Annotated in this window: 27 protein-coding genes and 1 pseudogene; 15 read left to right on the forward strand and 13 right to left on the reverse strand. The window is 69.8% G+C overall.

Translation table 11 applies throughout. The features are described 5' to 3' along the window. Window positions 1–197: 197 nt before the first annotated feature. Entirely contained in the window at window positions 198–1,769 is a 1,572-nt protein-coding gene (locus TCUR_RS03190; protein ID WP_148232913.1) for a hypothetical protein, read from the reverse strand. A 469-nt stretch (window positions 1,770–2,238) separates the two neighbouring features. On the opposite strand from TCUR_RS03190, the gene TCUR_RS03195 reads away from it, so the two are divergent. Both TCUR_RS03195 and TCUR_RS03200 read left to right on the forward strand, forming a co-directional pair. After that, window positions 2,239–3,477, forward strand: coding sequence for a Mur ligase family protein (locus TCUR_RS03195; protein WP_012851027.1), 1,239 nt, complete (start codon window positions 2,239–2,241; stop codon window positions 3,475–3,477). Next, window positions 3,467–4,180 (forward strand): type 1 glutamine amidotransferase, encoded by a 714-nt coding sequence (locus TCUR_RS03200; RefSeq protein WP_012851028.1) that lies wholly within the window; start codon window positions 3,467–3,469, stop codon window positions 4,178–4,180. Before TCUR_RS03195 ends, TCUR_RS03200 begins: the two co-directional genes overlap by 11 nt. Before the next feature lie 345 nt (window positions 4,181–4,525). Here TCUR_RS03200 and TCUR_RS03205 read toward each other — a convergent pair whose 3' ends face one another. Both TCUR_RS03205 and TCUR_RS03210 read right to left on the reverse strand, forming a co-directional pair. Further along, complete coding sequence (locus TCUR_RS03205; protein ID WP_012851029.1) at window positions 4,526–5,572, reverse strand: TerC family protein; 1,047 nt, start codon at window positions 5,570–5,572, stop codon at window positions 4,526–4,528. 138 nt (window positions 5,573–5,710) lie between these two features. After that, the gene (locus TCUR_RS03210) at window positions 5,711–6,073 is read right to left on the reverse strand and encodes a DsrE family protein (protein ID WP_012851030.1); all 363 of its coding nucleotides are present in this window, start codon (window positions 6,071–6,073) and stop codon (window positions 5,711–5,713) included. A 209-nt stretch (window positions 6,074–6,282) separates the two neighbouring features. On the opposite strand from TCUR_RS03210, the gene TCUR_RS03215 reads away from it, so the two are divergent. From TCUR_RS03215 to TCUR_RS03230, 4 genes are all read left to right on the forward strand, one after another. Next, complete coding sequence (locus tag TCUR_RS03215) at window positions 6,283–6,768, forward strand: heme-binding beta-barrel domain-containing protein (protein WP_012851032.1); 486 nt, start codon at window positions 6,283–6,285, stop codon at window positions 6,766–6,768. Window positions 6,769–7,086: 318 nt separating this feature from the next. After that, window positions 7,087–7,497, forward strand: coding sequence for a Fur family transcriptional regulator (locus TCUR_RS03220; protein WP_012851033.1), 411 nt, complete (start codon window positions 7,087–7,089; stop codon window positions 7,495–7,497). Between the two features lie 37 nt (window positions 7,498–7,534). Further along, window positions 7,535–8,521 (forward strand): CAF17-like 4Fe-4S cluster assembly/insertion protein YgfZ, encoded by a 987-nt coding sequence (gene ygfZ / locus TCUR_RS03225; RefSeq protein ID WP_012851034.1) that lies wholly within the window; start codon window positions 7,535–7,537, stop codon window positions 8,519–8,521. A 248-nt stretch (window positions 8,522–8,769) separates the two neighbouring features. Further along, window positions 8,770–9,267, forward strand: a complete 498-nt coding sequence (locus TCUR_RS03230; RefSeq protein WP_041439277.1) for a hypothetical protein — start codon at window positions 8,770–8,772, stop codon at window positions 9,265–9,267. Window positions 9,268–9,276: 9 nt separating this feature from the next. Here TCUR_RS03230 and dtd read toward each other — a convergent pair whose 3' ends face one another. Then, window positions 9,277–9,702: a D-aminoacyl-tRNA deacylase gene (gene dtd, locus TCUR_RS03235; RefSeq protein ID WP_012851036.1), complete on the reverse strand. Its 426-nt coding sequence runs from the start codon at window positions 9,700–9,702 to the stop codon at window positions 9,277–9,279. A gap of 71 nt (window positions 9,703–9,773) precedes the next feature. On the opposite strand from dtd, the gene TCUR_RS03240 reads away from it, so the two are divergent. Together TCUR_RS03240 and TCUR_RS03245 are read left to right on the forward strand one after the other, a co-directional pair. Then, a complete protein-coding gene (locus TCUR_RS03240; RefSeq protein WP_012851037.1) occupies window positions 9,774–10,604 on the forward strand; it encodes a beta-keto acid cleavage family enzyme in 831 nt (276 codons plus the stop codon). 61 nt (window positions 10,605–10,665) lie between these two features. Continuing rightward, window positions 10,666–11,652: an asparaginase gene (locus tag TCUR_RS03245; RefSeq protein ID WP_012851038.1), complete on the forward strand. Its 987-nt coding sequence runs from the start codon at window positions 10,666–10,668 to the stop codon at window positions 11,650–11,652. Between the two features lie 3 nt (window positions 11,653–11,655). On the opposite strand, the gene TCUR_RS03250 is transcribed toward TCUR_RS03245, so the two are convergent. Both TCUR_RS03250 and TCUR_RS03255 read right to left on the reverse strand, forming a co-directional pair. Next, window positions 11,656–11,895: a hypothetical protein gene (locus TCUR_RS03250; protein ID WP_012851039.1), complete on the reverse strand. Its 240-nt coding sequence runs from the start codon at window positions 11,893–11,895 to the stop codon at window positions 11,656–11,658. 81 nt (window positions 11,896–11,976) lie between these two features. Next, the gene (locus TCUR_RS03255; protein WP_012851040.1) at window positions 11,977–13,698 is read right to left on the reverse strand and encodes a DUF2207 domain-containing protein; all 1,722 of its coding nucleotides are present in this window, start codon (window positions 13,696–13,698) and stop codon (window positions 11,977–11,979) included. A gap of 139 nt (window positions 13,699–13,837) precedes the next feature. On the opposite strand from TCUR_RS03255, the gene TCUR_RS03260 reads away from it, so the two are divergent. The 4 genes from TCUR_RS03260 (at window position 13,838) to TCUR_RS03275 (ending at window position 16,463) form a co-directional block, all read left to right on the forward strand. Then, entirely contained in the window at window positions 13,838–14,800 is a 963-nt protein-coding gene (locus TCUR_RS03260; protein ID WP_148232914.1) for a neutral zinc metallopeptidase, read from the forward strand. 166 nt (window positions 14,801–14,966) lie between these two features. Beyond that, a complete protein-coding gene (locus TCUR_RS03265; RefSeq protein ID WP_012851042.1) occupies window positions 14,967–15,404 on the forward strand; it encodes a helix-turn-helix domain-containing protein in 438 nt (145 codons plus the stop codon). Window positions 15,405–15,421: 17 nt separating this feature from the next. Continuing rightward, window positions 15,422–15,979, forward strand: coding sequence for a hypothetical protein (locus TCUR_RS03270; protein ID WP_012851043.1), 558 nt, complete (start codon window positions 15,422–15,424; stop codon window positions 15,977–15,979). Window positions 15,980–16,136: 157 nt separating this feature from the next. Then, window positions 16,137–16,463: a DUF2516 family protein gene (locus TCUR_RS03275; protein ID WP_012851044.1), complete on the forward strand. Its 327-nt coding sequence runs from the start codon at window positions 16,137–16,139 to the stop codon at window positions 16,461–16,463. On the opposite strand, the gene TCUR_RS03280 is transcribed toward TCUR_RS03275, so the two are convergent. Continuing rightward, window positions 16,464–17,225 (reverse strand): SGNH/GDSL hydrolase family protein, encoded by a 762-nt coding sequence (locus TCUR_RS03280; RefSeq protein ID WP_245536963.1) that lies wholly within the window; start codon window positions 17,223–17,225, stop codon window positions 16,464–16,466. Window positions 17,226–17,539: 314 nt separating this feature from the next. Then, window positions 17,540–18,169 carry a TetR family transcriptional regulator gene (locus TCUR_RS03285; RefSeq protein WP_012851046.1) on the reverse strand — a complete coding sequence of 210 codons (630 nt, stop codon included), beginning with the start codon at window positions 18,167–18,169 and terminating at the stop codon, window positions 17,540–17,542. A 73-nt stretch (window positions 18,170–18,242) separates the two neighbouring features. Between TCUR_RS03285 and TCUR_RS24600 the strand changes: the two genes are divergently transcribed. From TCUR_RS24600 to TCUR_RS28550, 3 genes are all read left to right on the forward strand, one after another. Continuing rightward, window positions 18,243–20,624 carry an MMPL family transporter gene (locus tag TCUR_RS24600; protein WP_169312987.1) on the forward strand — a complete coding sequence of 794 codons (2,382 nt, stop codon included), beginning with the start codon at window positions 18,243–18,245 and terminating at the stop codon, window positions 20,622–20,624. A gap of 435 nt (window positions 20,625–21,059) precedes the next feature. Continuing rightward, window positions 21,060–22,211, forward strand: coding sequence for a helix-turn-helix domain-containing protein (locus tag TCUR_RS25365; protein ID WP_012851048.1), 1,152 nt, complete (start codon window positions 21,060–21,062; stop codon window positions 22,209–22,211). Further along, the gene (locus TCUR_RS28550; RefSeq protein ID WP_012851049.1) at window positions 22,208–22,708 is read left to right on the forward strand and encodes a flavoprotein; all 501 of its coding nucleotides are present in this window, start codon (window positions 22,208–22,210) and stop codon (window positions 22,706–22,708) included. The genes TCUR_RS25365 and TCUR_RS28550 overlap by 4 nt, the downstream gene beginning before the upstream one ends. A gap of 335 nt (window positions 22,709–23,043) precedes the next feature. On the opposite strand, the gene TCUR_RS28555 is transcribed toward TCUR_RS28550, so the two are convergent. From TCUR_RS28555 to TCUR_RS28560, 5 genes and pseudogenes are all read right to left on the reverse strand, one after another. Next, a complete protein-coding gene (locus tag TCUR_RS28555) occupies window positions 23,044–23,523 on the reverse strand; it encodes a tyrosine-type recombinase/integrase (protein WP_425358349.1) in 480 nt (159 codons plus the stop codon). Further along, window positions 23,507–23,770, reverse strand: a complete 264-nt coding sequence (locus tag TCUR_RS03300) for a hypothetical protein (protein ID WP_041439282.1) — start codon at window positions 23,768–23,770, stop codon at window positions 23,507–23,509. The genes TCUR_RS28555 and TCUR_RS03300 overlap by 17 nt, the downstream gene beginning before the upstream one ends. Before the next feature lie 672 nt (window positions 23,771–24,442). Continuing rightward, entirely contained in the window at window positions 24,443–24,631 is a 189-nt protein-coding gene (locus TCUR_RS03305) for a DUF397 domain-containing protein (RefSeq protein WP_012851051.1), read from the reverse strand. After that, window positions 24,600–25,214, reverse strand: coding sequence for a DUF5753 domain-containing protein (locus TCUR_RS03310; RefSeq protein ID WP_052305395.1), 615 nt, complete (start codon window positions 25,212–25,214; stop codon window positions 24,600–24,602). The genes TCUR_RS03305 and TCUR_RS03310 overlap by 32 nt, the downstream gene beginning before the upstream one ends. A 41-nt stretch (window positions 25,215–25,255) precedes the next feature. Beyond that, window positions 25,256–25,507 (reverse strand): annotated as a pseudogene (locus TCUR_RS28560) (helix-turn-helix domain-containing protein); the annotation flags it as partial. Window positions 25,508–25,520 lie beyond the last annotated feature (13 nt).

The following is a 25,520-nucleotide window of genomic DNA, read 5'->3' on the forward strand; positions in this document are numbered from 1 at the left end:
TCCCGTGAATATTCCTTTACCAGGATAGAGACAGGCTCGGCGGGGCCGCGAGGTCGTGACCGTGTCGGAATGAACTTTGTTTCAGCGCGTGTCCTCAGGGCCTGGAAAAAGCCGCCGATGATGTGTGATCTGAGTCATATCAGCGGCTTTGATCTGCGGAAACGATCCCGCTGAAAAGGCGGGCGGGAACCGCTTTGTCAAAACTGGCTCTCGGTTCGGGTGGGCAGTCCCGTGCTCTGGGCGATCGGGTTCCACAACACGGTGAAGCGCCTCTTGGCCACCGTCGCCTGCGCCGACAAGGCGTTGCCCCGCGCGTAGTTGTCGTCCGGGCGGGGCCGCCCCTTGCACCCCTGCGCCGCCTGCGCCCAGGCCAAGAACGCCTGGTCGGTCTGCAGCGACAGCTGGAACGACTGCAGCAGCGCGGCCCGCAGCTGCTCGCCGTTCTTCAGCTTGTCGACCTTGAGGGCGTTGGTCCGCCTGATCTGGTTGTTGCGCCGCTGCGCCACCCGCTGGAACCCCTGGATGGCCACCGGCAGGTTCCGGCACTTGCTCGCGGCGTGCAGCGCCTGGCCGAGCTGGCCGCGCGTCTCGGCGCTGGCGGTCAGCAGCTTGTCGATCGCCCGCGCCTGCCGCCGGGCCGCCGGGCCGGGGCCGGGGGCCTTCTCGGGCGGCTTTTGCTGCGAGGCGTTGCGCGGGGTGGCCGAGGCGGTGGCACCGGCCACGGCCTGCTCGCCGCCGTCCGGCCGCAGCACCACCACGACGGCCGCCACCGCCACCATGACCAGCACCCCGACCGCGATGGCCAGCGACTTGTTGGACCGCCCGCTGGAGCGGGGGCTCGCCGGCGCGTACGCCCCATCGGGCGCCGGGTAGCCGCCATCGGCCGCATACGGGTCGACCGGCCCCGGGTACCCGGCGTTCGGGGGGTATCCGCCGGGCATCATCCCCGGGCCTTGCTGCATCTGCCACGCCTGGTCGCCGTAGCCGCCGGGCTGGGCCGCGGGGTATGCCGGCGCGCCCCATTCGGCCCCCGGCACCGCTCCCGGCTCAGGCGGCAGCTGCCGGGTCTGCTCGGCGGCGCTCTCGCCGGACGGCGAGCGCGGCTCGGCGAACCAGGAGTCCGGGACGATCGGCTCCGGCTTGCTCTCCGCCCGGGCCGGGGGCGCGGGAGGCCGCTCGGCGGCCGCGGCGGCCGGGGCCTTAGGCTCCTCCTCGTCTTCCGGCGGCATCGTCCACGCCTGCGTGGCCTCGGGATCGTCGTCCCTGGAGGCCGGTGCCGCCGGCGCCGGGGAATCAGCCGATGACGCGGACGCCGGGAACTGGGGGTCGGCGGCCGAGGGCGCCGCAGCCTGCGGGGAGACGGCCGGCGAGAACGGCGGGGGCGTCGACGGGCCGGAGGAGGCGGCCGGTGAGAACGGCGGCGGCGCCGGCAGCACGGACGGTGAGGAGTCCGCAGGCGAAGGCGCCGAGAACGGCGGCGTCGCAGGCCCCGGCGGGGAAGAGCCGTCCGTGGCGGCGGACGCGGCGAGCGGCGAGGAGTCCGAGGAACCGGCGAACGAGGAGGGCGGCGGACCCTCGGCGGACTGCGGCGATGCAAAGGCGCCGCCCTGCGATGCGGGCAGCCCCATGAAGTCCGCCCCGCCCAGCGACTCGGGCGAGGGCGTCTGCGTCGCCCAGGGCGCCGGGGGCGGCGCCGGCAGCGGAACGCCACCCGTCGGGGTGGAGGAGGGCACCGGCGAAAAGGCGTCGAGCATGGTGGCGTCAAGCACGCCCTGGCCCGCGCCGCCGTGCTGCCGACCCGGCGGAACCTGCGGGTCTGGCCGCCGGTCCAGCGGCGCGCCGCAGCGCGCGCATCCGCTCGGCGTCCCAGGCGTGTACTCGCCGCACCGTGGGCACTGCATCGCTACTCGGACCTCGCCTTGTCACAGTTTTCCGACAACGTACTGGGAAACGCCGTCGGTGTGGGCGGGATCGGCGGTTATGAGCCGTCCGTCCCGGCCCGGCATGCCGCTCCAGGATGGCAGAATGCGCGGTTTCCCTCCGAATGTGACGCTGATCGCATCCCCCGTGCCTGCGGATGCCGAAAAGATCTTCGCAGGGGACGCGCCGACTCTCACGTCGGGGTGTCCTGCCCGGAATGAAACGCCAAGTCCCCTGCTGAGGCACTAGGCTCGCTTCAACGCCCCTTGTCAGCTGGCCGCGTCCAAGTTCCAGGCCAAACCGGAAGAGCAGGAGTCCATGAGCGATCTTCCGCTGCGCGCGCAGATGGCCGTAGCGCTCGGCCGCACCGCCGCGAAGGTGTCGCGGCTGACGGGCCGAGGCGACGGTTCGGTGATCGGAGGCCGGATCGGGCTCAAGCTCGACCCCGAGCTGCTGACCAGGCTGTCGAAGGACCGCAAGATCGTCCTGGTCAGTGCCACCAACGGCAAGACCACCACCACCCGGCTGATCGCCTCGGCGATGACGCCGCTCGGTGAGATCGCCACCAACGCCTTCGGCGCCAACATGCCGACCGGGCACGTCTCGGCGCTGGCCGCCGCCCCCAACGCCAAGTACGGCGTGCTGGAGTGCGACGAAAAGTACGTGCCGGCGGTGCTCAAGGAGACCAGGGCCGGCGTGGTGGCCCTGATGAACCTCAGCCGCGACCAGATGGACCGGGCCGCCGAGATCTGGCTGCTGGCCGGCAAGTGGCGGCGCGCCCTGGAGGAGGCGCCCGACACCCATGTGGTCGCCAACTGCGACGACCCGCTGGTCACCTGGGGCGCCTCCACCGCCAAGAGCGTGACCTGGGTGGCGGCCGGGCAGCACTGGCGCGAGGACTCCTGGTCGTGTCCCGAATGCGGCGGCCCGCTGGACCGCGAGGGCGTCAACTGGGGCTGCCGGGAGTGCTCCTTCGCCCGTCCCAAGCCCGAGTGGATCCTGCACGGGGAGCGGGTGACCACGCCCAGCGGCCAGACCTATGAGCTGACCGGGCTGCAGCTGCCGGGCCGGGCCAACCGCTCCAACGCCGCGATCGCGCTGGCGGTGGTCTCCCGCTTCGGGATCGAGCCGGAGACCGCGCTGCCGCTGCTGGCCCAGGTCAAGTCGGTGGCCGGCCGCTACACCACGGTCGAGCACGAGGGCCGCACCATCCGGCTGCTGCTGGCCAAGAACCCGGCCGGCTGGCTGGAGGCCTTCGATGTGCTGCAGCCGGCTCCCGGGCCGGTGGCGCTGTCGATCAACGCCCAGGTCCCCGACGGCCGGGACACCTCCTGGCTGTGGGATGTGGACTACCGCATCCTGCGCGGCCGCCCGGTGTGGGCGACCGGGGAGCGCCGGCTGGACCTGGCCGCCCGGCTGGAGGCCGCCGAGCTGGACTTCACCGTCGTGGACGACATCGACCAGGCGGTGATGGCGGTGCCGCCGGGCCACCTGGACGTGATCGCCAACTACACCGCCTTCCAGCAGATCCGAGCGAGGTACGGACGTGTCGTCTAGCGCCAGCATCAAGATCGTCTGGGTCTACCCCGACCTGCTCAGCACCTACGGCGACCAGGGCAACTGCATCGTTTTGGAGCGCCGGGCGGCGCTGCGCGGCATCCACACCCGTACCGTGCACGTGCGTTCGGACGAGACGGTCCCGGTGGACGGCGACATCTACCTGCTGGGCGGCGGCGAGGACCGGCCGCAGATCCTGGCCGCGCGGCGGCTGCGCAACGACGGCGGGCTGCACAAGGCCCGCGAGTTCGGGGCGGTGATCTTCGCGGTCTGCGCCGGCTACCAGCTGCTGGGCACCGAGTTCGGCGGTGAGGAGGGCCAGCCGGTCCAGGGGCTGGGCCTGCTGGACATCCGCAGCGGCCGGGGCGAGCGGCGGGCGGTCGGCGAGATCGTCGGTGACGTGGACCCGGCGCTGGGAGTGCCCCGCATCACCGGTTTCGAAAACCACCAGGGCGTCACCTATCTGGGGCCGGGCGCCAAGCCGCTGGCGCGCGTGGTGCACGGGGTCGGCAACGGCGACGGGACCGAGGGCGCCTACGCCGACCATGTGATCGGCACCTACATGCACGGCCCGGCCCTGGTCCGCAACCCCGGCCTGGCCGACCTGCTGCTGCGCTGGGCGATCAAGGACGAGCTGCCGCCGCTTCCGGAGTCCTGGGCGGACCGCCTGCGCGAGGAGCGCCTCAAGGCCGTCCTCGGCTGAAGGCCGGCCGGTCGGGAACGCGTGCCGAGGGGCGGGATTCCGCCCCTCGGCGTCCATCGGGCGGCCCGCCTGCAGGGACGGGCCGGTCGCGGTCGGCCACGCCGCGCAGCGCATCCTGTCGTTCGCGACCGCCTTGTGGCCCTGGGACGGCAAGGGGCGCGTGGCGGTCTTCTCAGCGCCTGGACAGGAGCGCCGCCCGCGCCCGGCCGGGCTGGTTTCGGCTACGTCCCCTGGTACGACGGCGTGTGGGTCTGCCCCGCCGGGCGGCCGAAGGAGCGCGGCAGATGGCCCCTCCCGCACCGCTCGTCCGGCACCGCTCCCACCGGGCGCCGCCCCGACGGCCGCTCACGGACCGGACGTGCTGTCGCTCCGGCGGGCGGCCTCCTTCTGCTCGTCCCGCGGCTCCTTGCGGGGACGGACGGTGACGGCGACGGCGTGGGCCCGCTCCTCGGGGTGGGCGCGGACGCGCAGCAGGCTGGCCACCGTGGTGACGACCAGGACGCCCAGGATGACCAGCAGCGACAGCGGGGTGGGCACCTGCGGCACCGCGTGGGAGACGTCCTCGTGGGCGAAGTGCAGCAGCAGCTTGACGCCGATGAACGCCAAGATCGCCGACAGCCCGATCGCCAGGTAGACCAGCCGCTCCAGCAGCCCTTCGACCAGGAAGTACAGCGCCCGCAGGCCCAGCAGGGCGAAGGCGTTGGCGGTGAAGACGATGAACGGCTCGCTGGTGACCCCGAAGACCGCGGGGATGGAGTCCAGCGCGAACATCAGGTCGGTGCTGCCGATGGCGATGAACACCAGCAGCAGCGGGGTCACCACCGTGCGGCCCGCCTCCTTGGTCACCAGCCGCCCGCCGTGCAGGTCGTCGGTGACCGGCAGCACCTTGCGGGAGTGGCGGACCAGGAAGTTGTCGTCGACGTCGGGTTCCTTGTCGCGGTTGCGGATCAGCTGCACCGCCGTCCACAGCAGGATCAGCCCGAAGAGCAGGAACGTCCAGGAGAACATGCTGACGGCCGCCGCGCCGACCGCGATCAGCACGCTGCGCAGCAGCAGCGCCGCCCCGATCCCGAACAGCAGCGTCTTTTGCTGGTACTCCTCGGGCACCGCGAACCGCGCGAAAATGATCACGAAGACGAACAGGTTGTCCACCGACAGGCTTTTTTCGACCACCCAGCCGGCGAAGTACTCGGTGCCGGCCGTCGGGCCGGACACCGCCCACAGCACGAACCCGAACCCGACCGCGAGCGCCACGTAGAAGACCGACCAGAAGGTCGCCTCCCGCAAGTGCACCGCGTGCGGCCGGCGCACCGCCACCAGCAGGTCGAACACGAAAAGCGCGACGATGAAAACGATCGTCGCCGCCCACAGCCAGCCGGGGATCTCGATCACGTCGTGCACTCCCTCTGCCGCATGGGATCGGTATCTCCGCTCCGCAGGCGATCAACCCGGCGGTCCGGCGCGAGGCCGGTGAACCTTTCAGCACCCGCCCTCAGGCGTTTCGACCTGTGAAGACGGTGCTGAAAAGGGTCAGTAGACCAGCGCCTGGGCGCCCTCTGCCATGACCTCTTCGACGAACGTGGGGGCGCCGGCGATCCGCACCCCGGGGATCACATCGTCCGGGCCGATGTCGCGGCGGGCCGCGCACTGGCTGCACACCGTCACCGTTCCCCCGGCCAGCACGACCTCCAGCAGGTCCCGCAGCGGCGTGGCGTGCGGCAGCTCGAACTCCTCGGCCCTGCCCGGCAGGGCGTACCAGGCGGCCTCACCGGTCAGCCACAGCGACACCTTCGCGCCGGCCGCCACCCCCGCCGCGGCCACCGTGAACGCCTGGTTGCAGCGCTCCTTGGCGTCCGCGCCCGAGGTCGCCTTGATCACCAGTGATCTTCCCATGACCGGCACACTACCGCGCGCCGCGGAGCGTGCGCGGTGAAGTCGATCTCCCCGGCCCGCTACGCTCGGCCCATGGCCATGGTGAACGTGGTGGTCCTGGTCGCCGCGCTGGCGGTGACGGCGGTGCTGTCACTGCTGCTGGTGGTCGCCCTGGCCCGGCTGCGCTGAGCGTCCTTGGCAGGGCGCGGCGGGCACTACGCTGACCGAGCATGAAGCCCGAGCTGCATCCCGACCTCAAGCCGCTGGAGTTCCTGCTGGGCGAGTGGGAGGGCGCCGGAGTCGGCGGTTACCCCACCATCGACAGCTTCCGTTTCGGACAGGAGATCTCCTTCACCCACAACGGCAAACCCTTTTTGATCTACTCCAGCCGCACCTGGCTGCTGGACGAGGACGGAAACCTGGGGCAGCCGCTGGCCGTCGAGACGGGCTACTGGCGGCCGCAGCCCAACAATGAGGTGGAGGTGACGCTGGCGCACCCCACCGGGGTCGTGGAGATCTACATCGGCACCGTCGCCTTCAACCGGGTCGAGCTGCGCACCGACGTGGTCGCCCGCACCTCCAGCGCCAAGGAGGTCGCCGCCGGCCACCGGCTGTACGGGCTGATCGGGGAGGACCTGGGCTGGGCCTACGACATGGCGGCCATGGGACAGTCGCTGCAGTCCCACGTCTCCGCCCAGCTCAAGCGGGTCCGTTAGGAAAAAGAACGATCCCCGGGCCTTCCGCGCACGGCGGCGATGGACGGGACTTGATCCATCAGCCCGGGGATCGGGTGATTGCCTGGTATTCGCCAGCCGCCATCACGGCTGGAGAGTTCCCCGCGCGTGCGGGGAGTTCCAAGGCGGGACGGCGACTAGCGGACAGTCACCTCGCGAGTCCCAGAATCATGCATGTTCCGGACCACCTCCTTTCCCGCGTACCCGCACGCTATGCGACCGGTCCGGGACCGGGCAAGTGGATATTCGTCCGGTTCCCGCGGGCCGTCCCGCGGTGATCGGCGGACATAGACTCATGGCATGGCCGACACGTGGCAGGAGGAGCTGCGGGCCCGCGGGTACCGGGTCACCCCCCAGCGCCAGCTCGTGCTCGAGGCGGTCACCGAGCTTGAGCACGGCACCCCCGAGGAGATCTGCGCCCAGGTGCAGCGCACCGCACGCGGCGTCAACATCTCCACCGTCTACCGGACGCTGGAACTGCTGGAGGAACTCGGGCTGGTCAAGCACACCCACCTCGGCCACGGGCCGCCCACCTACCACCTGGCCGCCGAGGCCGAGCACCTGCACCTGGTGTGCCGGCACTGCGGCACGGCCCGCGACATCAGCCCCAAGGTCGCCGACGAGCTGGTGGAGACGCTGGCCCGCGACTACGGCTTCACCACGGACGTGCACCACCTGACCGTCTACGGGCGCTGCCGGGACTGCCGCTGAAAACTCATCCCCGGCAGGGCCGCATAGGCTGGGGACCATGAAGAGCCCGCTGCTGAGCCTGCCCGGCGCCGTCGCCGCCGACCGGCCCGACCAGGATGTCGCCGCCCACTACGGTGAGCCCGTCCACGAGCAACGCGCCCTGGAGGCCGGCACCGCCTTCGTGGACCGCGGCAACCGGGGCGTGATCCGGGTGTCCGGGCCCGACCGGCTCAAGTGGCTGCACAGCCTGCTCAGCCAGCACCTGGAGCACCTGGAGCCGCACCGGCCCACCCAGGCGCTGCTGCTGAGCCCGCACGGCCGCGTCGAACACCACCTGCACCTGGTGGACGACGGGGAGGCGGTATGGGCTCACGTGGAGGTGGGCACCGCGCCCGCGCTGGTGGAGTTCCTGGACCGCATGCGTTTTCTGCTGCGCGTGGAGGTCGCCGACCTCACCGACCGGTACGCGGTGGTGACCGGCGCGGTGGACGTCCCCGGCGCCCTGGAGTTCCCGGACGTGGCCGGCTCCAGCTGGATCATCGAACGCTCCGCCCTGCCGCGGTTGCCCGAGGCGGCGCGTCCGGCCGGGTTGTGGGCCTATGAGGCGCTGCGCATCGCCGCCCACCGGCCCAGGCTGGGATTGGACACCGACGAGCGCACCATCCCCCATGAGGCCGGCTGGATCGATGAGGCCGTCCACCTGAACAAGGGCTGCTACCGGGGCCAGGAGACCGTCGCCCGGGTGCACAACCTGGGCCGCCCGCCCCGCCGGCTGGTCATGCTGCACCTGGACGGCAGCGTCGACCACCTGCCCGCCCACGGCGACCCGGTGGAGCTGGGCGGCCGCCGCGTCGGGTTCGTCGGCACCGCCGCCCGCCACCACGAACTCGGCCCGATCGCGCTGGCCATGGTCAAACGGACCGTCCCGGTGGACGCCGAGCTGCTGGCCGGGGGAGTGGCCGCCGCCCAGGAGGTGGTGGTCTCCCCGGACACCGGCGCCAACGCGCAGATCGCGCTGCGCCGCCGCCCGGCCGCCGGCCGCTGAGCGGGCGCTGAAACCACCCGAAGGCGGGCGCAGCGGGAAAGGATCACCCATCCTCGGAAACCGCGTGAAGCCTTGCCGGGGCGGGCACAATCGTCTGTCGTGGCCGCGCGTCCGGCCACCCATGAGCTCACAGTCGGTCCCGGCGGGAAAAGGTGGTCGCGAGGATGGTGGCGAATCCGGGCAGTCAGCCAGAAGAGGCGGGCTTCCCCCCAGCACCGCGCCTGGATCCGAACCAGACGGTCCCGGACATGCCGCGGCCGGACGGCGGCCGGCCCGCCCCGCGCCGCAGCGGCCCCGGGCGCCGGCGGCGGCCGGGACGGGAATCGGCGCTGGTGTGGTGGGCGGCCTTCGCGCTGCTGCTGGGCGCGGCCTGGTGGCTGCGCTCCTGGCGGCTGGCGCTGCTGACCCTGCTGCTGTGGTGCGGCTATGAGTTCCTGCTGGTGCCGACGATCTGCCGGGTCAGCACCCGGCAGGGCTTTTCCTGCCGGGAGCCGGTGCGCGGCCGGCTGTTCGCCTGCACCCCCGCCCACCAGGAGGTCAAGACCGACGCCCTGTGGCGCCTGGTGGGGCTGAGCAACCCGTTCCGCAAAAAGCGCGCACCCGACCCCAACCGCACCACCGGCAAGGTGGTCTTCAGCCCCAAGGTCCGCGGCCGGCTGGCCCAGGCCGACCGGGCGGTCATCCTGCTGGCCTGCGCGGGCACGCTGGTCACCGTGGTCGGCATGGTCTACGGCTTCGGCCGCTGAAGCGGCCGGTCACACCTCCACGATCACGGTGACCGGGCCGTCGTTGACCAGCTCCACCTTCATGTCCGCGCCGAACACCCCGGTCTGCACCCGGGCGCCCAGCCGGCGCAGCTCGGCCACCACCTCCTCCACCAGCGGCTCGGCCACCGGGCCGGGGGCGGCCGCGATCCAGCTCGGGCGGCGCCCTTTGCGGGTGTCCCCGTACAGCGTGAACTGACTGACCACCAGCAGCGGGGCGGCCACGTCCGAGCAGGACTTCTCCCCGTCCAAGATCCGCAGCCCCCACAGCTTGCCGGCCAGCTTGCGGGCCCGCTCGACGGTGTCGTCGTGGGTCACCCCCACCAGGGCCAGCAGCCCCGGCTCCTCGATCGCGCCCACCACCGCGCCGTCCACGGTGACGCTCGCCCGGCTCACCCGCTGCACCACCGACCGCATGATCGCCTTTCCCCGGGGACCTTGTGACCCGCCTATTGTGCCGTCCCCGGCTCGCGGGCGAGGATGCCCTCATGGGAGCAACGACGCTCATCACCGTGGCCCCCACCGGGGCCGAGGCCGACAAGGCGAAGGTGCCGCAACTGCCGGTCACGCTCGAGGAACTCGTGCAGACCGCCAAGGACTGCGAGGCCGCCGGCGCGGGCGTGATCCACGTCCACATCCGCGACGAGCAGGCCCGGCCCACCTTGGACCCGGTCCGGCTGCGCGACACCGTCCAGGCGCTGCGGGAGAGCACCGGGCTGGTGATCCAGCTGTCCACCGGCGGCGCCGTCACCGACTCCTTCGACGACCGGCTGCGGGTGCTGGAGGCCGGCCCGGACGCCTGCTCGCTGACCTGCGGCACGGTCAACTTCGGCGACGAGATCTTCGCCAACCCCTGGCCGTTCATGGCCGACCTGTACCAGCGCACCCAGGAGCTGCAGATCGTCCCGGAGTTCGAGCTGTTCGACCTGGGGCACATCGCCGCGCTGCACCGGCTGCTGGACGCCTACGGGGAGCCCTACGGCGGCCGCGTCCACTGCGACCTGGTCATGGGGGTGCCCGGCGGGATGCCCGGGGACACCCGCACCCTGGTCGCCGCGGTGCAGGCCCTGCCGGAGGGGGCCACCTGGTCGGCCACCGGCATCGGCCGCAGCGCGCTGCCGGTGATGTTCGCGGCGCTGTCGGCCGGCGGGCACCTGCGCGTCGGCATGGAGGACACCCTCAGCTACGCCAAAGGCGTGCCGGTCACCTCCAACACCGTCCTGGTCGAACGGGCCGCCGCGCTGGCCCGCTTCGCCCAGCGCCCGCCGATGACCGCCGAGGAGGCCCGCGCCTTCCTGGGAGTGCGCCCCCGCGCCTGAACCCCGCATGGGCGGGCCCGCCCGCCGGGTATGGGGGCGGGGGAGGATCCGTCGAGACCGGGTGGGGGAGTCCGTGGAGGCCAATCCGGTACTGATCGAGGTGGTGCGGTCGGGGTTCGTGGAGTCACGGCACCGCGGGGCGGCGGTGGGGCTGGGCGCCGACGGCGGTGCGGCGGTGCGGTTCGGCGCCGTCGAAGAGCCGATCTTCCCCCGGTCGGCCGTCAAGCCCATCCAGGCGGTGGCCATGCTGCGGCACGGGCTGGAGCTGGCCGATGAGCTGCTGGCACTGGCCGCCGCCAGCCACTCCGGGGAGGACTTCCACGTCGAGGGCACCGAGAAGATCCTGGCCGGGGCCGGCCTGAGCGCGCGGGCGCTGCGCTGCCCGGCGTCCTGGCCGCTGGAGCAGCCGGTCATGGTCGAGGTGGCCAGGTCCGGCGGCGCCCGCTCCCGGCTGCGGATGAACTGTTCGGGCAAGCACGCGGCGATGCTGGCCACCTGCGCGGTCAACGGCTGGCCGCTCGACTCCTACCGGGACTTCGACCACCCGCTGCAGCGGGCCGTGCGGGACACCCTGGCCGAGCTGGCCGGTGAGACTCCCGCCGCCGCCGGGGTGGACGGCTGCGGGGTGCCGACGTTCGCGATCTCCCTGAGCGGGCTGGCGCGGGCGGTGCGGGCGCTGACGCTGGCCCCGCCCGGCAGCCCGGAGCGGCGGGTGGCCGACGCGATGCGGGCCCACCCGGAGTGGACCTCCGGCATCCGCCGCCCGGAGCGCCGCCTGATGCAGGCGGTGCCGGGCCTGCTGGTCAAGTGCGGGGCCGAGGGCGTGGACGCGTTCGCGCTGCCGGACGGCCGGGCCGGAGCGGTCAAGATCGACGATGGGGCGGCGCGGGCGCGCACCCCGGTCACCGTGGCGTTGCTGCGCGCCCTGGGGGTGGCGGACTCGCCGCGGCTTCGGGAGCTGGCCACCGCCCCGGTGCACGGCGGTGAGGAGACGGTCGGCCAGGTCCGCCCGGCCCCTGCGCTCTGGGCCGCGCTGCCGTGCGGATGACCCTCACGAACGGGGTTCGAAGCTCTTTTCGTTGGCGTTGCGCTGGCCCGGGTCGCCCTCCATGATCCCGCCTTGGATGGGACCGCGATGCGGGGTGGACCCCTGCAGCTGCTCGGGATGCTGCGGCCGATGACGCGCCGCGCGCAAGGTCAGCATGAGCCAGATGATGAGCCCGAGGGCGATCAGCGCCGGGCCCAGCAGCAGCCAGTAGCCCGCCCCGAGCTGGACGGTCATGGTCGTCATGTCGATCCACCTCCGCTCCGGCCCCTACCCGGTGAAAGCGGATCGACTCCGGCGTTTGCCTGCATATCGCCCGATGCGGGCTCACAGGCTGCGGAACTGCCTGGTCTGGGAGATCGCGCCGGAGGCGGCCAGCGTGAAGGTGCGCATCGACTCGGCGAACTTCGACAGGTCCCACTCGGCCGGGCCCTCATACCAGTAGAGGTTGTCGGCGCCCTTGGCCTGCACGCCGGCGTCCTCGACGGTCTTGGCCCACTTGCCGACCACGTCGAACACCACCGCGTACGGCAGGTAGCGGGAGAACAGGGCGATGCGCTGCGGCCCCTCGACGCCCTCGGGGGCCTGGCCGCGCTCCAGGAACGCCCGGAAACCGATGGTGTGCGCCAGCACGGTGGAGCCGCGGGCGGTCTTGGCGGGCATGTACTGGCCGCCCACCGCCAGCGCCGCCCCACCGATGATCACCGACAGCCCGACCAGCGCCAGATCGGTGTAGATCGCCAAGATCACGGTGCCGAGCAGGCCCAGCACCGAGATCGCGATGCCCGCGGTGGTCCAGCGGCTGCGCACGGTGTCGGGGCGGCGGGCGAACCAGCCCTGGCGGACCACGTCGTCGTACATCGCCGAGCGGACCTTGGCCAGCTCGGCGGCGAAGGTGCCGCCCAGCTCCGACAGCTTGATCTCCTCGCGGTCCTTGAACAGGGCCTCCAGGAGCAGCCGCTCATACGGCAGCAGGTCGTCGACGGGACGCTGCAGCCGCCGCAGCGTCCAGTCGGTGCGGCCGGTGACCGCCCGGTCCTCCTCCTCGATCAGCAGGTAGGACCGCACCGCCAGATCGACGATGGTGGCGGTGACGTCGATGACGTCGGCCTGCTCGTCGATCAGGGTGCCGATCTGGCCGGGACGCACCCCGTCCGGCGGGGCGAACTCGGTGCCGACCACGGCCGGCCGGTCGCCCTCGGCGGCGTGCTTGCCGACGGCGCGCGCGTCCCGGCCGCGCAGCAGGTACAGCACGCCGAACCCGCCCAGCAGCAGCGCCAGCAGCACGCCCAGGGCGCTGAGGGTGACGGTGTTGACCGAGAACGCGGTGACCAGCGTGCGGCGCTGGGCGTACAGCGGCTGGGCGCCGGTGGCGCCCGCGGGGTAGCCCACCACCACGGTCAGGTGCTCGCCCGGCAGCAGGTTCTGCTGCTCGAACATGCCCCTGTCCTGGGTGTGGCTGGTGTAGAAGCGGCTGCAGCCGATCGCGCTGTGCAGCGGCCCGGCGAAGCAGTTGACGTTGCGGACCGGGGCCGTGCCGGCCACGGTGACCTTGGCCGAGTCGACCGGCACCCGCCAGCCGCCGATCGCCGGCCAGCGCAGCTCCTCCAGCTGCCCCAGCGGGGTGATCGTGCCGCGCACGTCGTATTCCAGCGTCACGGTGCGCCGGCCGCTCAGCGGCGCGTCCCCGCTGACGCGGATGTGCATCCGGTCGCCGCTGGTGGAGGCGCTCACGGCGGTCGGCCCGCCGTCGGGGCTGCCGGCCCGCACGCCGGTGACCTCGTAGATGCGGTCATGGGTGTCGCTGTCGCGGGTGCGGGTGACCAGGTAGCGGTCAAAGCCCCGCTCGCCGGCGAACTCGTAGACGATCGTCTCCCGGGCGTGCGCCACGCCGTCGCGGTCGATCGTCAAGGTGACCTCGTCGCTGATCACCCGGCCGGAGGCCGGTCCGTCGCTCCCGGGAGCGGCGTGCGCGGTCGCGGCCGGCAGCGCACCGGTCAGCGCCGCGACGAGCACAGACGTGACCAGCAGCCGCGAACGTCCCCACATGGGCGCAAATCGTAGCGCTTGCCGCTGCGAGCGGCCGTGACGTTGTGCTAACGGTGGGGCGCCAAGTGTCTGTCGCCCGGTCCTTTGCGGCATGTCCGGGGCGTTTTCGCCATGAGTCCGGCATGAGATGATCCCGGCCATGGTGCGCCGAACCCCTGCCCCCGAGGTGCGGCGGCACGCGGCCGGATACCCGCAAGGACCGCCCTTCGCCCAGCGGTACGCGCTGCCGCCGCGCAACCGGCGGCCGCGGCGGAGCGCGGGCGGCACGGCGGCGGGGATCCTCGGCGGGATCGCCGCGCTGCTGACGCTGGCGGCGCTGGGCATGGCGGCGTTCGCCGAGCCGGGGACGATGCCGGTGCGGATCGGCCGGGCCCCGGAGGTCCCCAGGCAGACGGCGACCGACAACCCCCTGTACCGGACCGGGCCGCTGACCCCCACCGGTTGCCGGCTGCCCCGCATCCAGGAGGGGGTGGACGAGTCCATGCGGCACTTCATGGAGACGCTAACCCAGTGCCTGGATCGTTCCTGGCAGCGGCAGTTCGCCGCGGCCGGAATGCCCTTCCGCAGGCCCGAGCGGGTCTTTTGGGACTCGCCCGGCCGCGGCCCCTGCGGCAGCTACCCCAGCCCCGGCACCGCCGCGTTCTACTGCCCGGAGAACAACACCATGTACGTGGGGCTGCGGCACATCGTGGAGACCGCCGGCGGCGAGCCGGTCTCGCACTATGCGGTGTACGCCCGGGTGATCGCCCACGAGTACGGCCATCACGTGCAGGAGCAGGCGGGCATCCTGGCCTACGGGCACCAGCGGATGGAGGCCGCCTCCGACGCCGACCGCGCCGAGATCAGCCGCCGCATCGAGCTGCAGGCCCAATGCCTGGCCGGCCTGTTCCTGGGGGCCGAGCGCCGCACGCTGCCCATGACGAGGGCCCAGTACGCGGCCATGATCGCCGATGTGCGGGGACGCGGCGACGACCGGCAAAGCGACGGCCAGCGCGACCACGGCTCCGGCCGCAACTACGCCGGCTGGGTCGTCAAGGGCTACCGCGGCGGTTCGGTGAGTGCTTGCAACACCTGGACCGTCCCCTCTGCCGACGTGGATTGAAACCGGGGGTCAAAGCCCGCGCGCCGGGAGTTCAAAACCCCCTTCTATCAGGGAGAACGCGCTTTTTCGCCATGGGCGTGCAGCGGGTGCGCGGTGTGTCCGAAGTCACGGTCAAGTGCTAGCAAGAGTGCTTGCAATTGCAAGCACCCTGGCGCACCCTGAGGGTATGGCAGGTTCGAAGGTCGGCTCGATCGGCGAGTACATCCGGGAGCAGCGGCAGCGGGCGAAGATCTCGCTGCGGCAGCTGGCCGATGTGTCGGGCATCTCCAACCCGTACCTCAGCCAGATCGAGCGCGGGTTGCGCAAGCCGAGCGCGGAGATCCTCCAGCAGATCGCCAAGGGGCTGCGGATCTCCGCCGAGGCGCTGTACGTGCAGGCGGGGATCCTCGAGGACCGCGAGGCCGACACCGATGTGCAGACCGCCATCCGGGCCGACCTCAACCTGACGGAACGGCAAAAGCAGGTCCTGCTGGACATCTACGAGTCGTTCCGCAGGGAGAACGAGGCCGCCGCCACGGCGGCGGGCGGCCGTGCCCGCCCGAAGACCTCGGGCGCCGCCAAGAAGACGAAGCAGGCGAAACAGGCCGACCAGGACGAGACGTAGGGAAGAAGGAAAACGCCATGACGCTCGCCGCCAGACTCCGCGACAACCTCCGGGACAATCTCCGGGACAACAAGGCCCTCTACACCGTCGCCGGCGCCGGGGACCTGGCCGTGGAGAAGCTCCGCGAAGTGCCCGAGCAGGTCAGCCGGCTGCGCGAGAACGTGACCCGCTACCAGGACGAGGTCCGCGAGAACGTCACCCGCTACCAGGGGGAGGTCCGCCAGAACCTGACCAAGCTGCAGGGGGACTTCCGGGAGAACGTGCTGCGGCTGCAGGAGGAGGTGCGCGGCAACGTCACCCGGCTGCAGGAGCGGATCGAGGTCAGGGACCTGCCGGGGGCGGCACGGGCGTACATGGCCCACTTCAGCAGCCGCACCGCCGAGGTCCTCGACGAGCTGGCCGAGCGGGGCAGGAAGGTCGTGGCCCGGATCGAGCAGCAGGACTCCACCCGGGAGCTGCAGGCCGCCGCCAAGACCACCCGGCGCCGCGCCCGCTCCACCGTGACCGAGGCCAAGAAGACCGCCCGCGCCGCCTCCCGCGCCACCGGCGGGGCGAGCAAGAAGGTGGGCGACTGACCGCGCCTTCCGCAGCACCGCGAGCGGCAGGCCCGGCCGAACCGTCGGCCGGGCCTGCGCGCTTTTATCGTGGGGTCCGCGGCTTGAATAAGGTGGGGACGATCCTCTCGAGCGTCGGGCACGGTGCCGACCGGCTCAACGAAAGTGGTGGTCTGCGGTGGTGCAGGGACTGAACTACTTCTTCTGGCTCCTGGCGATCGTCGCCTTCGGGTTCGAGCTGTGGGCGCTGTTCGACGCGCTGCGGACCCCGGCGGGCGCCTATGCCGCCGCCGACAAGCAGAACAAGAACCTGTGGGTGATCCTCCTGGTGGTGGCCAACGTGGTGGGACTGGGCGGTGCGGTCAACTTCCTGCACCTGCTGTCCATCCTGCCCATCGCCGCGTTCCTGGTCGCCGCGATCTACCTGGCCGACGTGCGGCCGGCGGTGCAGCCCTACCGCGGCAAGCGCGGCGGCTCCTCCGGCGGGCCGTACGGCCCCTGGTGATCAGGGCCGTTTCGGATCGTCCCGCCCGGCGGGCGCGCCGGCCTCGGCGTGCTGCGGGGTCGGCCGCCGGGCGGGCACTCCCTGCATGGGGTGGTCCAGCCCGCGGGCGCGCAGGGCGGTGACGAGCCGGTCGGCGATGTAGCGGTTGCCCGCCGCGGTGGGGTGCGTGCCGTCCGGCAGGATGTACCGCTTGGCGTTGCCGGTTCCCTTGTGGACGTTCCCGGTGATCCAGCGCTCGGCCAGCGGGTCGATGAACGGCACCTTCAGCGTCGTCGCGGTGGTGCGCAGGGCGTCGCGCACCCGCAGCGCCCGCGGCGGGGGGTCGCCGCCCCACATCGGGCCCACCAGCACCACGTGGGTCTTGGGCCAGCGCACCGTGATCTCGGTGAGCAGCCGGTTGGCCGCCAGCGCCACCTGGTCCGGGGGGTGGCGGTCGTTGTGCCCGCCGGAGACCACGATCATGTCCGGGGCGGGCCGCCAGGCCAGCTGGGCGTCGTACAGGTCGGCGAAGTTCTTGCCGATCTTGCCGCGGGCCATGAAGCCGGTTCCGGCGTACCCGGCGATGACCACCTGCCAGCCCAGCCGGCGGGCGGTCTCGGCCGCGTAGGTCTTCTCCGGCGGCACGCTCTTGATCCCCGCGGTGTAGCTGTCGCCCAGCATGAACACCACCGGGACGTGCAGCCGGGGCGGCGCGGCGGAGGCCGGGTCCCCGGCGGGCTCGGCCGCCTGCGAGGTGCTGCAGCCGCACAGGAGCAACGCCACGAGGGCACACCAGACGAGTCGGGGCACCGCCGAACGCCCTCCATAGGTCGACCGCGAGTCATCGGGCCGGGCGGTGACCCGGCCTTGGGGTGACGAGTATGAGCACGCATCGCCGCGGGCGTACCGGCGACTCGGACTCGATGACCGATCGTCAATCCGACCGGACCTCCGGTGTCCTCGGGATGGGCCCGCAGGGATCATCCTCGACAGGTCGGCATTTTATCCACGGGCCGGCGAACGTCCGCCCGATCGCGTCATGTCGCAGAAAACCGCCGATCGGGTGATCGGCGGAAAGCGCCGGCCGTTCCGGGCGCTCAGGGGGCGGCCTTGTGCAGGGCCGGAATGGAGCCCAGGCCGCGCTCCATGATCATCAGGGCGCGGTCCAGGGCGGCGCGGGTGGTGCCGGGGTCCATGCCGTGCCGCCGGCAGTGGGTGAGCACCGCCTGCATGCAGCCGATCGCCAGCCCGGAGACGGCCATCGCGTCGATCTCGTCGATGTCCGGGCACAGCTCGCGCAGCCGGCCGGCCACCTCCAGCTGCGCCTCGTGCAGCCGCTGCAGGGCGCGGGCCTGCAGCGCGGGCCGCTCCAGCACCAGCCGCACCTGCACCGCCCCGTACTCGCCGTGCTCGGTGACCAGCGCCTCCAGCACGTTCAGCACGCTGTCGCGGATCGTCTCCAGCGGGGTCTCCCCGGGCGGGCGGCGGGCCAGCCGCTCGCGCACCTCGGCCAGCCGGTCGTCGATCTCGGCGAAGACCACGTCCTCCTTGCTGGGGAAGTAGGCGAAGAAGGTGCGGGGGGACACCTCGGCCGCGGCGGCGATGTCGGCGATGGTGGTCTCCTCATACCCCTGTTCGGCGAACAGCCGGAGGGCGGCGGTGGCGAGCGCCTGCCGGGTGCGCTGTTTCTTGCGTTCGCGCAGTCCCGCGGACTGGACGTGATGCATGTCACGGAGATTAACATGACTGCGAATTTGCACTAGTTGCAATTTTGCACCCGCACGATGTTTCATGACCGGCATGGCGGCTTTTCTGGACGCGCTCGGGCGCTGGTGCGTGCGGCGCCGGCGGACGGTCTTCGAGGTGTGGATCGTCGCGATCCTCGCCATCGGCGTGCTGGGCCTCACCCAGGGCGGGGTGTTCGTCCAGCAGTCCAGCCTGCCCGGCACCGAGACCCAGCGCGCCCTGGACCTGCTGCGGGAGGACTTCCCGGCCATGACCGGGCCCGCCACCACGGTGGTGTTCACCGCGCGGCAGGAGCCCGGCGCGCCCTCCCCCGGTGACTGGCGGGTGTCCCTGGCGGTCGGGGAGGCCATCGACAACATCGCCAAGCTGGACCGGGTCGGCTACATCGAGAACCCCTACGTCCAGGGCATGGGCGGGCTCAAGAACGACCGGGCCGTGGTCGTGCGCGTCTTCCTCAAGGGGACGATGGGCGACATCAGCACCGCCGACCTGGACAAGCTCGACCGCGCCGTGGAACCGGCCCGCATGGCCGGGCTGGAGGTGAAGTTCGGCGGCATCGTCGCCATGCTGCTCAACCAGCCCAAGGGCGGCCCCCAGGAGGCCGTCGGGCTGGTCATGGCCATGCTGGTGCTGCTGCTGGCGTTCGGCTCCTACCTGGCCGCCTGCATACCGATCGTGGTGTCGCTGTGCGCCCTGGCCGTCTCCTACTCCCTGATCCACTACGGGGCCTCGATCCTGGAGATCCACCCCACCGCGCCCATGGCCGCCGCCATGCTCGGGCTGGGAGCGGGAATCGACTACGCCCTGTTCATCGTCACCCGCTACCGGCAGCAGATCGCCCAAGGCGACGACGTGGAGACCGCGGTGGGCCGGGCGATGGCCCACTCCGGGCACGCGGTGCTCTTCGCCGGCGGCACCGTGGTGTTCGCCATCTGCGGGCTGTTCTTGTCGGGCATCGCCTTCGTCGGCCGCATCGGCATCGCCTCGGCGCTGGCGGTGATGGTCATGGTGGTGGCGGCGCTGACGCTGCTGCCGGCCGTCCTCGGCGCGGTCGGCCCCCGCATCGACCGCTACCGGCTGCCGCGGGTCCGCCCCGACAAGGCCAGCGACCGCTGGATGCGGTGGGGACGGCACGTGGACCGGCACGCCTGGCCGTATGCGATCATCGCCACCCTGGTGCTGCTGGTGTGCTCGGTGCCCACGCTGGATTTGAAGTTCGGCGTGATGGCCGACAGCACCGCCGCCTCCTCGATGTCCTCCCGGCAGGCCTACGACGTGGTGGCCCGCGAGTTCGGCGAGGGCCACTACAGCCCGTGGGTGATCGTCGCCAAGGCGCCCGCCCGTTCTTCCGGCGAGGAGGCCGACGCGAACTCCCGGACCGGTGACCAGGCCCCCGAAGTGGACGGCCCGGCCGGGCTGACCGGGCTGACCGTCCCGCAGGCCCCGCCGCAGGCCACCGCCGAGCCCCGGCGGGAGCAGGCCGTCGCCCCGGTGGTGCGCGGCGCCCCCGACCTGAGCAAGGAGCCCAACCCGCAGGCCGTGCTGCTGGGCCAGGAGATCAAGCGGGTCGTCGGCGAGGTCCCCGGCGTGGCGCACGTGGCCGACCCGATCGTGGCCGGCGACACCGCGGTGGTGTCGGTGATCCCCACCACCGCCCCGCACGTGGAGGCCACCACCGACCTGGTGCACCGGCTGCGCGCCCAGGAGATCCCCCAGGTGGCCGCCGCCCACCCCGGCTCCCAGATCTACCTGGGCGGGGAGAATCCGGCGATCATCGATCTGGCCGACACGGTCGGCGAGCGCATGCCGATCGTGGTGATCGCCGTGGTGCTCGTCGCCCTGCTGCTGCTGGTGATCGCCTTCCGCGCCATCGTGGTGCCGGTCAAGGCCGCGCTGATGAACCTGCTGTCCATCGGCGCCTCCTACGGCGTGGTCACCGCGGTCTTCCAGTGGGGCTGGGGGGTGAAGCTGTTCGGCATGGAGCAGGCCGTGCCGATCATCTCCTTCGTCCCGCTGTTCATGTTCGCCCTGATCTTCGGGCTGTCCATGGACTATGAGGTCTTCCTGCTGTCGCGGATCAAGGAGGAGTACGACCGCAGCGGCGACCCGCACGAGAGCGTGGTGATCGGCATCGGCGCCACCGCCCGGCTGATCACCTCGGCGGCGCTGATCATGATCTTCGTCTTCCTGAGCTTCGTGCCCCAGCCCGACCCCACCATCAAGATGATGGCGCTGGGCCTGGCGGTGGCCGTCGCCGTGGACGCCACCATCGTGCGCATGGTCCTGGTCCCCGCCCTGATGAGCCTGCTCGGCCACGCCAACTGGTGGTTTCCAAGCAGGTTCGGAGGCCCGAAGCGGGACAGGCAGCCTCAGGAGCTGGAGCAAGAGGACGTTTCCCCAGTTCAGAGGCATGATTTGGTGTCCGCGGGGCACTAGTCGATCTTTGTTGAGAGCGCCTGTCTTTGACCGGCTTTTGGCTGCCTCTTGCTGAGTTCATGCCGAGTTGCTGAGCGGCCCTGAGCCCCCTCAGCCGCTGGCAGGCGCGGGGGCTTCCCTCTTCTCTATGGCGGGTCGGCGCTTCGTTCGGCATGTGGGCTTGTCAGGCGCGCCCAGGGGTGACACCTGCCGGCGTCCCGCCTAGGCCCCGTCTGGGGCACCGCTTGCTGTCGAGGTACGGGTCTGGGGCCAGGGCCGGCTGCGTGATCCTCTGTAGATACCCCTGGGGGTATATCCTCGAGTGCCGCCCGGATCCCCCGCCGAGGGCAGTCTGTCTGGCTCGGCATGAAAATGGGGATTGGAAAGACTTCAAGTGCACTTCATGTTTATTCTGGAGAGGGGAATTCGGCAGGCGCGCGCACGGCTGGGGCAGGCATGGAAGAGGTCTACCGGCGCATCGGCGAGAACATTGTCAGAAGACGTATGCGTCTGGGGATGTCGCAGAGTGTTCTGGCGGGTTTGATCGGCCGCTCTGAGAGCTGGGTGTCCCAAGTCGAACGCGGTGTTCATAAGGTAGACCGGCTGTCTGTTCTGGTCACGCTCGCACGTGCTCTCAACGTAGAGGTTGCTGATCTGGTCAATGAGATCCCCATTGTGAAGCAGGGGAACGGCCCCGACCTTGAGGGATTGCAACGTCTACGCCGCTCTCTAGAAATTCCTGATGCTCTCAGGGATGATGAGATAGTGGATGATCCCGCTAGGCTCAGGCGGGATATGGATGATGCCTGGCATCTATTTCACGCCTGCCATTATGGAACGCTTGCGGCAATCTTGCCTCTGCTGCGTTCGCGACTAGGCGGCAATGCGGCCCTATTGGCCGAGTACTATCAATTGACATCCGGATTCATTAAGAAGACCGGTGATGCGCACCTAGCGCGCCTCCTGGCAGAGCGCGCTATCACACAGGCCACTATTGCCGGTGACGAAGGACTTAAAGCGGCTGGGGCATGGCGTCTGGGATTCGCCTGCCAGTCACTAGGGTTGTATGACAACGCCGTATCGGTAGTGATGATGGCAGAGTCGGCCCTTGCGGGAGATGACTCCCAGCTCGCTATGCGGGGAGCTCTGCACTTGAATGCAGCTATCGCCTGTGCCCTCAAAGAAGATCGAGTATCAGCACGCCAACACTTGGCGGAGGCCCGAGCAATCGGCAAGCGGGTGCCAGACGGCAACGCCTATCAGACGTTCTTCGGGCCGACGAATGTTGCTATCACTGAGGTCAGTGTGTCGGTAGAACTACATGACGGCGTTGACCCGGACGGCATCTCTATTGCTCCTCCCGCTATCGATTCAGGGGAGAGGAGAGCAAGGCATCTGATCGATCTTGCCTATGGGCATAGCCAGTTGGCCAAAGACGAGGAAGCTGTAGACCGGCTGCTGGAGGCAGACGAGATAGCACATGAGGAAGTCAGGCTAAACCCCAGGGTTAGACGATTTATCGGGGAACTCTTGGAGAGGGAAAAGCCTTCCTACAGGTCAAAAATCCGGATGCTAGCGCAGCGGACAGGGGTAAGAGATACCTCATGAACAAGGTTCTATATCTGATTGTGTGTGGCGCTGCCCCAGCACCTTATGCTGACCGTCTGGTTAAGCTAGCCCGAGAACAGTCCTGGGATGTCTGGGTTGTCGGCACTCCTGCCTCTCGGGATTTCGCTGACTTTAAAGCCTTGCAGGAAGCTTCTGGCCATCCTGTACGAGACTCCTATAAGAGGCCTGGTGAAGCCGATGTAGGTATGCCTGGAGCTGATGCCGTTGTCGTTGCGCCAGCGACTATGAACACCATAGGAAAATGGGCCAACGGTATCTGTGACACGTTGGCTACGGGGATTCTCGGGGAGTCGTTTGCTTTTAACGTCCCACTAGTGGTTCTGCCGTTTGTTAGCGATGCTCAGGCAGCGAACCCTGCTTACGTGCGAAATGTTCAGTTCTTGCAGGATTGTGGGGTTTTGTTCCCTGTGGGCATAGGCCGGCCTGGGCGTGTCCGAGACTTCCCCTGGGAGGCAGCGCTCAAGGCGCTCGGGTAGGTCGCAAGATTTTTGCGGGTAGTCCCACACAGGCCGGTAGAGCCTGTAGGGCATGTCAGCGACTCTCACTGCTCCCGACGACAGGCCAGAGGAGACGGCCACTCACCTGGAGGCGCTTAGACAAGCCATGTCAGCGCGTGGCTTCACCACTCGTGTGGTGCAGCCGGTGACTGGAGACCCGTATGTGCGAGTGGTCAACATGGATGTTGGCCAACTGGCGGAGGATGTCCGCGTCGGGTACTACAACGGGGAACTCTGCTACTTGTACTCCTGGGGACAACCCATCGTCCCCGTACGGCACTTGGACAGCGCAGCGGAGAGACTCGCCTACGTGCTCACGCCTGAGAGGGCTGTGGGCAGATGAGAACCAGGTGGCTCAAGGAGGTAGCAGAGAGCATTGAGGTTCGCTCTTGGCGCGGTCGAAGGCTGAGGGAACCATGCGCCCATAGATCATGTGTGGTCCGGATGTCCCTGTGACCGAGCCACATGGAGACTTCTGTGATCGGGATGCCCCTGTGCAGGGCGATAGAGGCGAAGTAGTGCCTCAGGTCGTGGGAGCGGAAGCCTTCTGGCAGTCCGGCTGCCTGCCGTGCTCGGCGGAAGTGATCACGGTAGACGTCCTGACACAGAAAGCGGGTAGGGCCTCTGAAGAAGTAGCCATCGTCACTGGTGCCGTGCTCGGCAAGGTGTCGCTTGATCTCCTTGTAGACGAACGTTGGGAGCGGTACGTCCCGGTACTCGCCCGCCTTCCGATGCTTGCGGGGCTTGGTCTGGTGTACCTCGTTGGTCGGCAGCTGCTCACTGAGCCGTAGCATCCGGTTGCCGTCCCTCAGGCATGCCCTGTTGAGCGCAAGAGCTTCGCCCAGCCTTCAGGCCACAGCCGGCCATCACGATCACCACTAGGCGCATCTCGCCCGGCATAGCGTCCGCAAGCTTCATGATCTCCTGAGCGGCAGGCATGTAGAACTGGGCTTGCGCCAGGACTGGCGGAAGCGCGATGTCCACATACGGGGACCTGGGGATCTTCTTGTCCCGCACCACTTCCTTGAAGATCGAGGACATGACCTTGGCTGCTACTGGTTTCCAAGTCGGTTCGGAGGCCCGAAGCGGGACAGGCAGCCTCAGGAGCCGGAGCAAGAGGACGTTTCCCCAGTTCAGAGGCATGATTTGGTGTCCGCGGGGCACTAGTCGATCTTTGTTGAGAGTGCCCGTCTTTGACCGGCTTTTGGCCGCCTCTTGCTGAGTTCATGCCGAGTTGCTGAGCGGCCCTGAGGCCCCCTCAGCCGCTGGGAGGCTTGAGGGCTTCTCTAGAGGCGGTGGGTCGGCGCTTCGCTCGGCATGCGGGCTGCACGCGCCCAGGGGTGACACCTGCCGGCGTCCCGCCTCGGCCCGTCTGGGGGCGCTGTCTCCTCGACGCGTACAGGTCTGGGACCGAAGCGTGATCGCTTTGGTCTTCAGATCTACCTGGAGAAGAGGCGAGGCCGGCCCGCTGCCGCCAGTCCGGCTGGAACTGGCAGGAGGCCGGCAGGCGGTGACCGGCTCTGCCTGGCAAAAAAGAAGCCCCCACCCGAAGGTGGGGGCCTGCCTGCTTGTTCCCCCAATAGAACGGTAGGACACCCAGAGTTCAGCGGGTCGGCCACCATTCTAGGCCTTGTCTGGGGGCTGCTATCTGGAAAGTGAGGGATCCCGCCGAGGTCCTGTGCCTGCCGGGGGGAGGCCTGCCGTACGGCCGGCTCAGTGCCGGCGGGCGGCCTCCAGGAGCCCACGGAGGGCTTCCCTGGTGAGGGTGAGGTGGCCCTGGTCGGGGTTTTTGGAGTCCCGGAGGCCGATGCCGGCTTCCAGCCGGGCCAGCTCGACGCACTGGCCGGTGCCGTTGATGCTGTAGCTGCTCTTACGCCACTTGGTTGCCGTCGCTTCCTGCATTGCACTCCTCCAACATTCGGCGGATCAGGTCCCTGGACTCGTCCTCCGTCAGGGCTTTGGCGGCGATTCGGTCATATCGGATGAAATAGGGCTCTATTTTCAGAGGGGACGATACCAATCGTCCCCTCTCAGGTGACTCGCTGAATGCGATCTGGCCGAAGCCTTCGCCGGTGAGGAGCACAAAGTTGCCGTCCAGGCCCACGTGTGCCCCGGATTGCCAGGTCCGGGGGACGACCCGGATCATGATCCGAGGCCGTTCGGACAACTCCAGGAGCCGGGCAAGTTGTTCCCTCATGACCTCTGGGGACCCTACCGGCCACTCTAGAGCTGCCTGGGTGAGCAGCACGGAGAGGAACGGTGGGTTGGGGCGGTGCAGGATCTCTTGCCGATCGATCCGGCGTTGTAGCTCTTGGGCCACGTCAGAGACGTCACCGGCCGAGATCATCGCTTTGGCGTACTCCTTGGTCTGGAGCAGGCCCGGCACGACGCTGTTGTTGAAGATTCGGATAACGCCGGCCTGGCGCTCCTTGTCCAGGTACTGAGGGAACCATTGGGGGTCATGCCCCAGGCTCGCGTAGAACACCAGTGTTTCAACAGTCCGTTGGTGTTCCAAAGCTGGTCCAGGGTACGGGCTCGTTCGCTGTCGAGTCTGGTATGCCCGTTTTCAAGTCGTGAAACAGTGGCGGCCGACTCTCCCATCAACTCACCGAGCTTGCGTACTGACTGTCTGTGCTGCTCTCGGAAACTGCGCAGGTAGAAGGCTATGCAGTTCCACAGAGAGCTGCGCGGGTCGAGTGGTGGGTTGGTCGCCGTCCGTGACCCTTCTTTTGTTTCAGTTTGTTTCAGTTGTTTCGCGTGCAGGTGGCAGCGTAACAAACTTACTCCATTC

Source organism: Thermomonospora curvata DSM 43183, assembly GCF_000024385.1.
Classification (GTDB): domain Bacteria; phylum Actinomycetota; class Actinomycetes; order Streptosporangiales; family Streptosporangiaceae; genus Thermomonospora; species Thermomonospora curvata.

Coding starts and splice junctions, on each gene's coding strand:
- TCUR_RS03195 (WP_012851027.1), top strand. CDS start 2,239: ATGAGCGATCTTCCGCTGCGCGCGCAGATGGCCGTAGCGCTCGGCCGC.
- TCUR_RS03210 (WP_012851030.1), bottom strand. CDS start 6,073: ATGGGAAGATCACTGGTGATCAAGGCGACCTCGGGCGCGGACGCCAAG.
- TCUR_RS03215 (WP_012851032.1), top strand. CDS start 6,283: ATGAAGCCCGAGCTGCATCCCGACCTCAAGCCGCTGGAGTTCCTGCTG.
- TCUR_RS03220 (WP_012851033.1), top strand. CDS start 7,087: ATGGCCGACACGTGGCAGGAGGAGCTGCGGGCCCGCGGGTACCGGGTC.
- ygfZ (WP_012851034.1), top strand. CDS start 7,535: ATGAAGAGCCCGCTGCTGAGCCTGCCCGGCGCCGTCGCCGCCGACCGG.
- TCUR_RS03230 (WP_041439277.1), top strand. CDS start 8,770: ATGCCGCGGCCGGACGGCGGCCGGCCCGCCCCGCGCCGCAGCGGCCCC.
- dtd (WP_012851036.1), bottom strand. CDS start 9,702: ATGCGGTCGGTGGTGCAGCGGGTGAGCCGGGCGAGCGTCACCGTGGAC.
- TCUR_RS03240 (WP_012851037.1), top strand. CDS start 9,774: ATGGGAGCAACGACGCTCATCACCGTGGCCCCCACCGGGGCCGAGGCC.
- TCUR_RS03250 (WP_012851039.1), bottom strand. CDS start 11,895: ATGACGACCATGACCGTCCAGCTCGGGGCGGGCTACTGGCTGCTGCTG.
- TCUR_RS03255 (WP_012851040.1), bottom strand. CDS start 13,698: ATGTGGGGACGTTCGCGGCTGCTGGTCACGTCTGTGCTCGTCGCGGCG.
- TCUR_RS03260 (WP_148232914.1), top strand. CDS start 13,838: ATGGTGCGCCGAACCCCTGCCCCCGAGGTGCGGCGGCACGCGGCCGGA.
- TCUR_RS03265 (WP_012851042.1), top strand. CDS start 14,967: ATGGCAGGTTCGAAGGTCGGCTCGATCGGCGAGTACATCCGGGAGCAG.
- TCUR_RS03270 (WP_012851043.1), top strand. CDS start 15,422: ATGACGCTCGCCGCCAGACTCCGCGACAACCTCCGGGACAATCTCCGG.
- TCUR_RS03285 (WP_012851046.1), bottom strand. CDS start 18,169: ATGCATCACGTCCAGTCCGCGGGACTGCGCGAACGCAAGAAACAGCGC.
- TCUR_RS24600 (WP_169312987.1), top strand. CDS start 18,243: ATGGCGGCTTTTCTGGACGCGCTCGGGCGCTGGTGCGTGCGGCGCCGG.
- TCUR_RS25365 (WP_012851048.1), top strand. CDS start 21,060: ATGGAAGAGGTCTACCGGCGCATCGGCGAGAACATTGTCAGAAGACGT.
- TCUR_RS28550 (WP_012851049.1), top strand. CDS start 22,208: ATGAACAAGGTTCTATATCTGATTGTGTGTGGCGCTGCCCCAGCACCT.
- TCUR_RS28555 (WP_425358349.1), bottom strand. CDS start 23,523: ATGCTACGGCTCAGTGAGCAGCTGCCGACCAACGAGGTACACCAGACC.
- TCUR_RS03300 (WP_041439282.1), bottom strand. CDS start 23,770: ATGTCCTCGATCTTCAAGGAAGTGGTGCGGGACAAGAAGATCCCCAGG.
- TCUR_RS03305 (WP_012851051.1), bottom strand. CDS start 24,631: ATGCAGGAAGCGACGGCAACCAAGTGGCGTAAGAGCAGCTACAGCATC.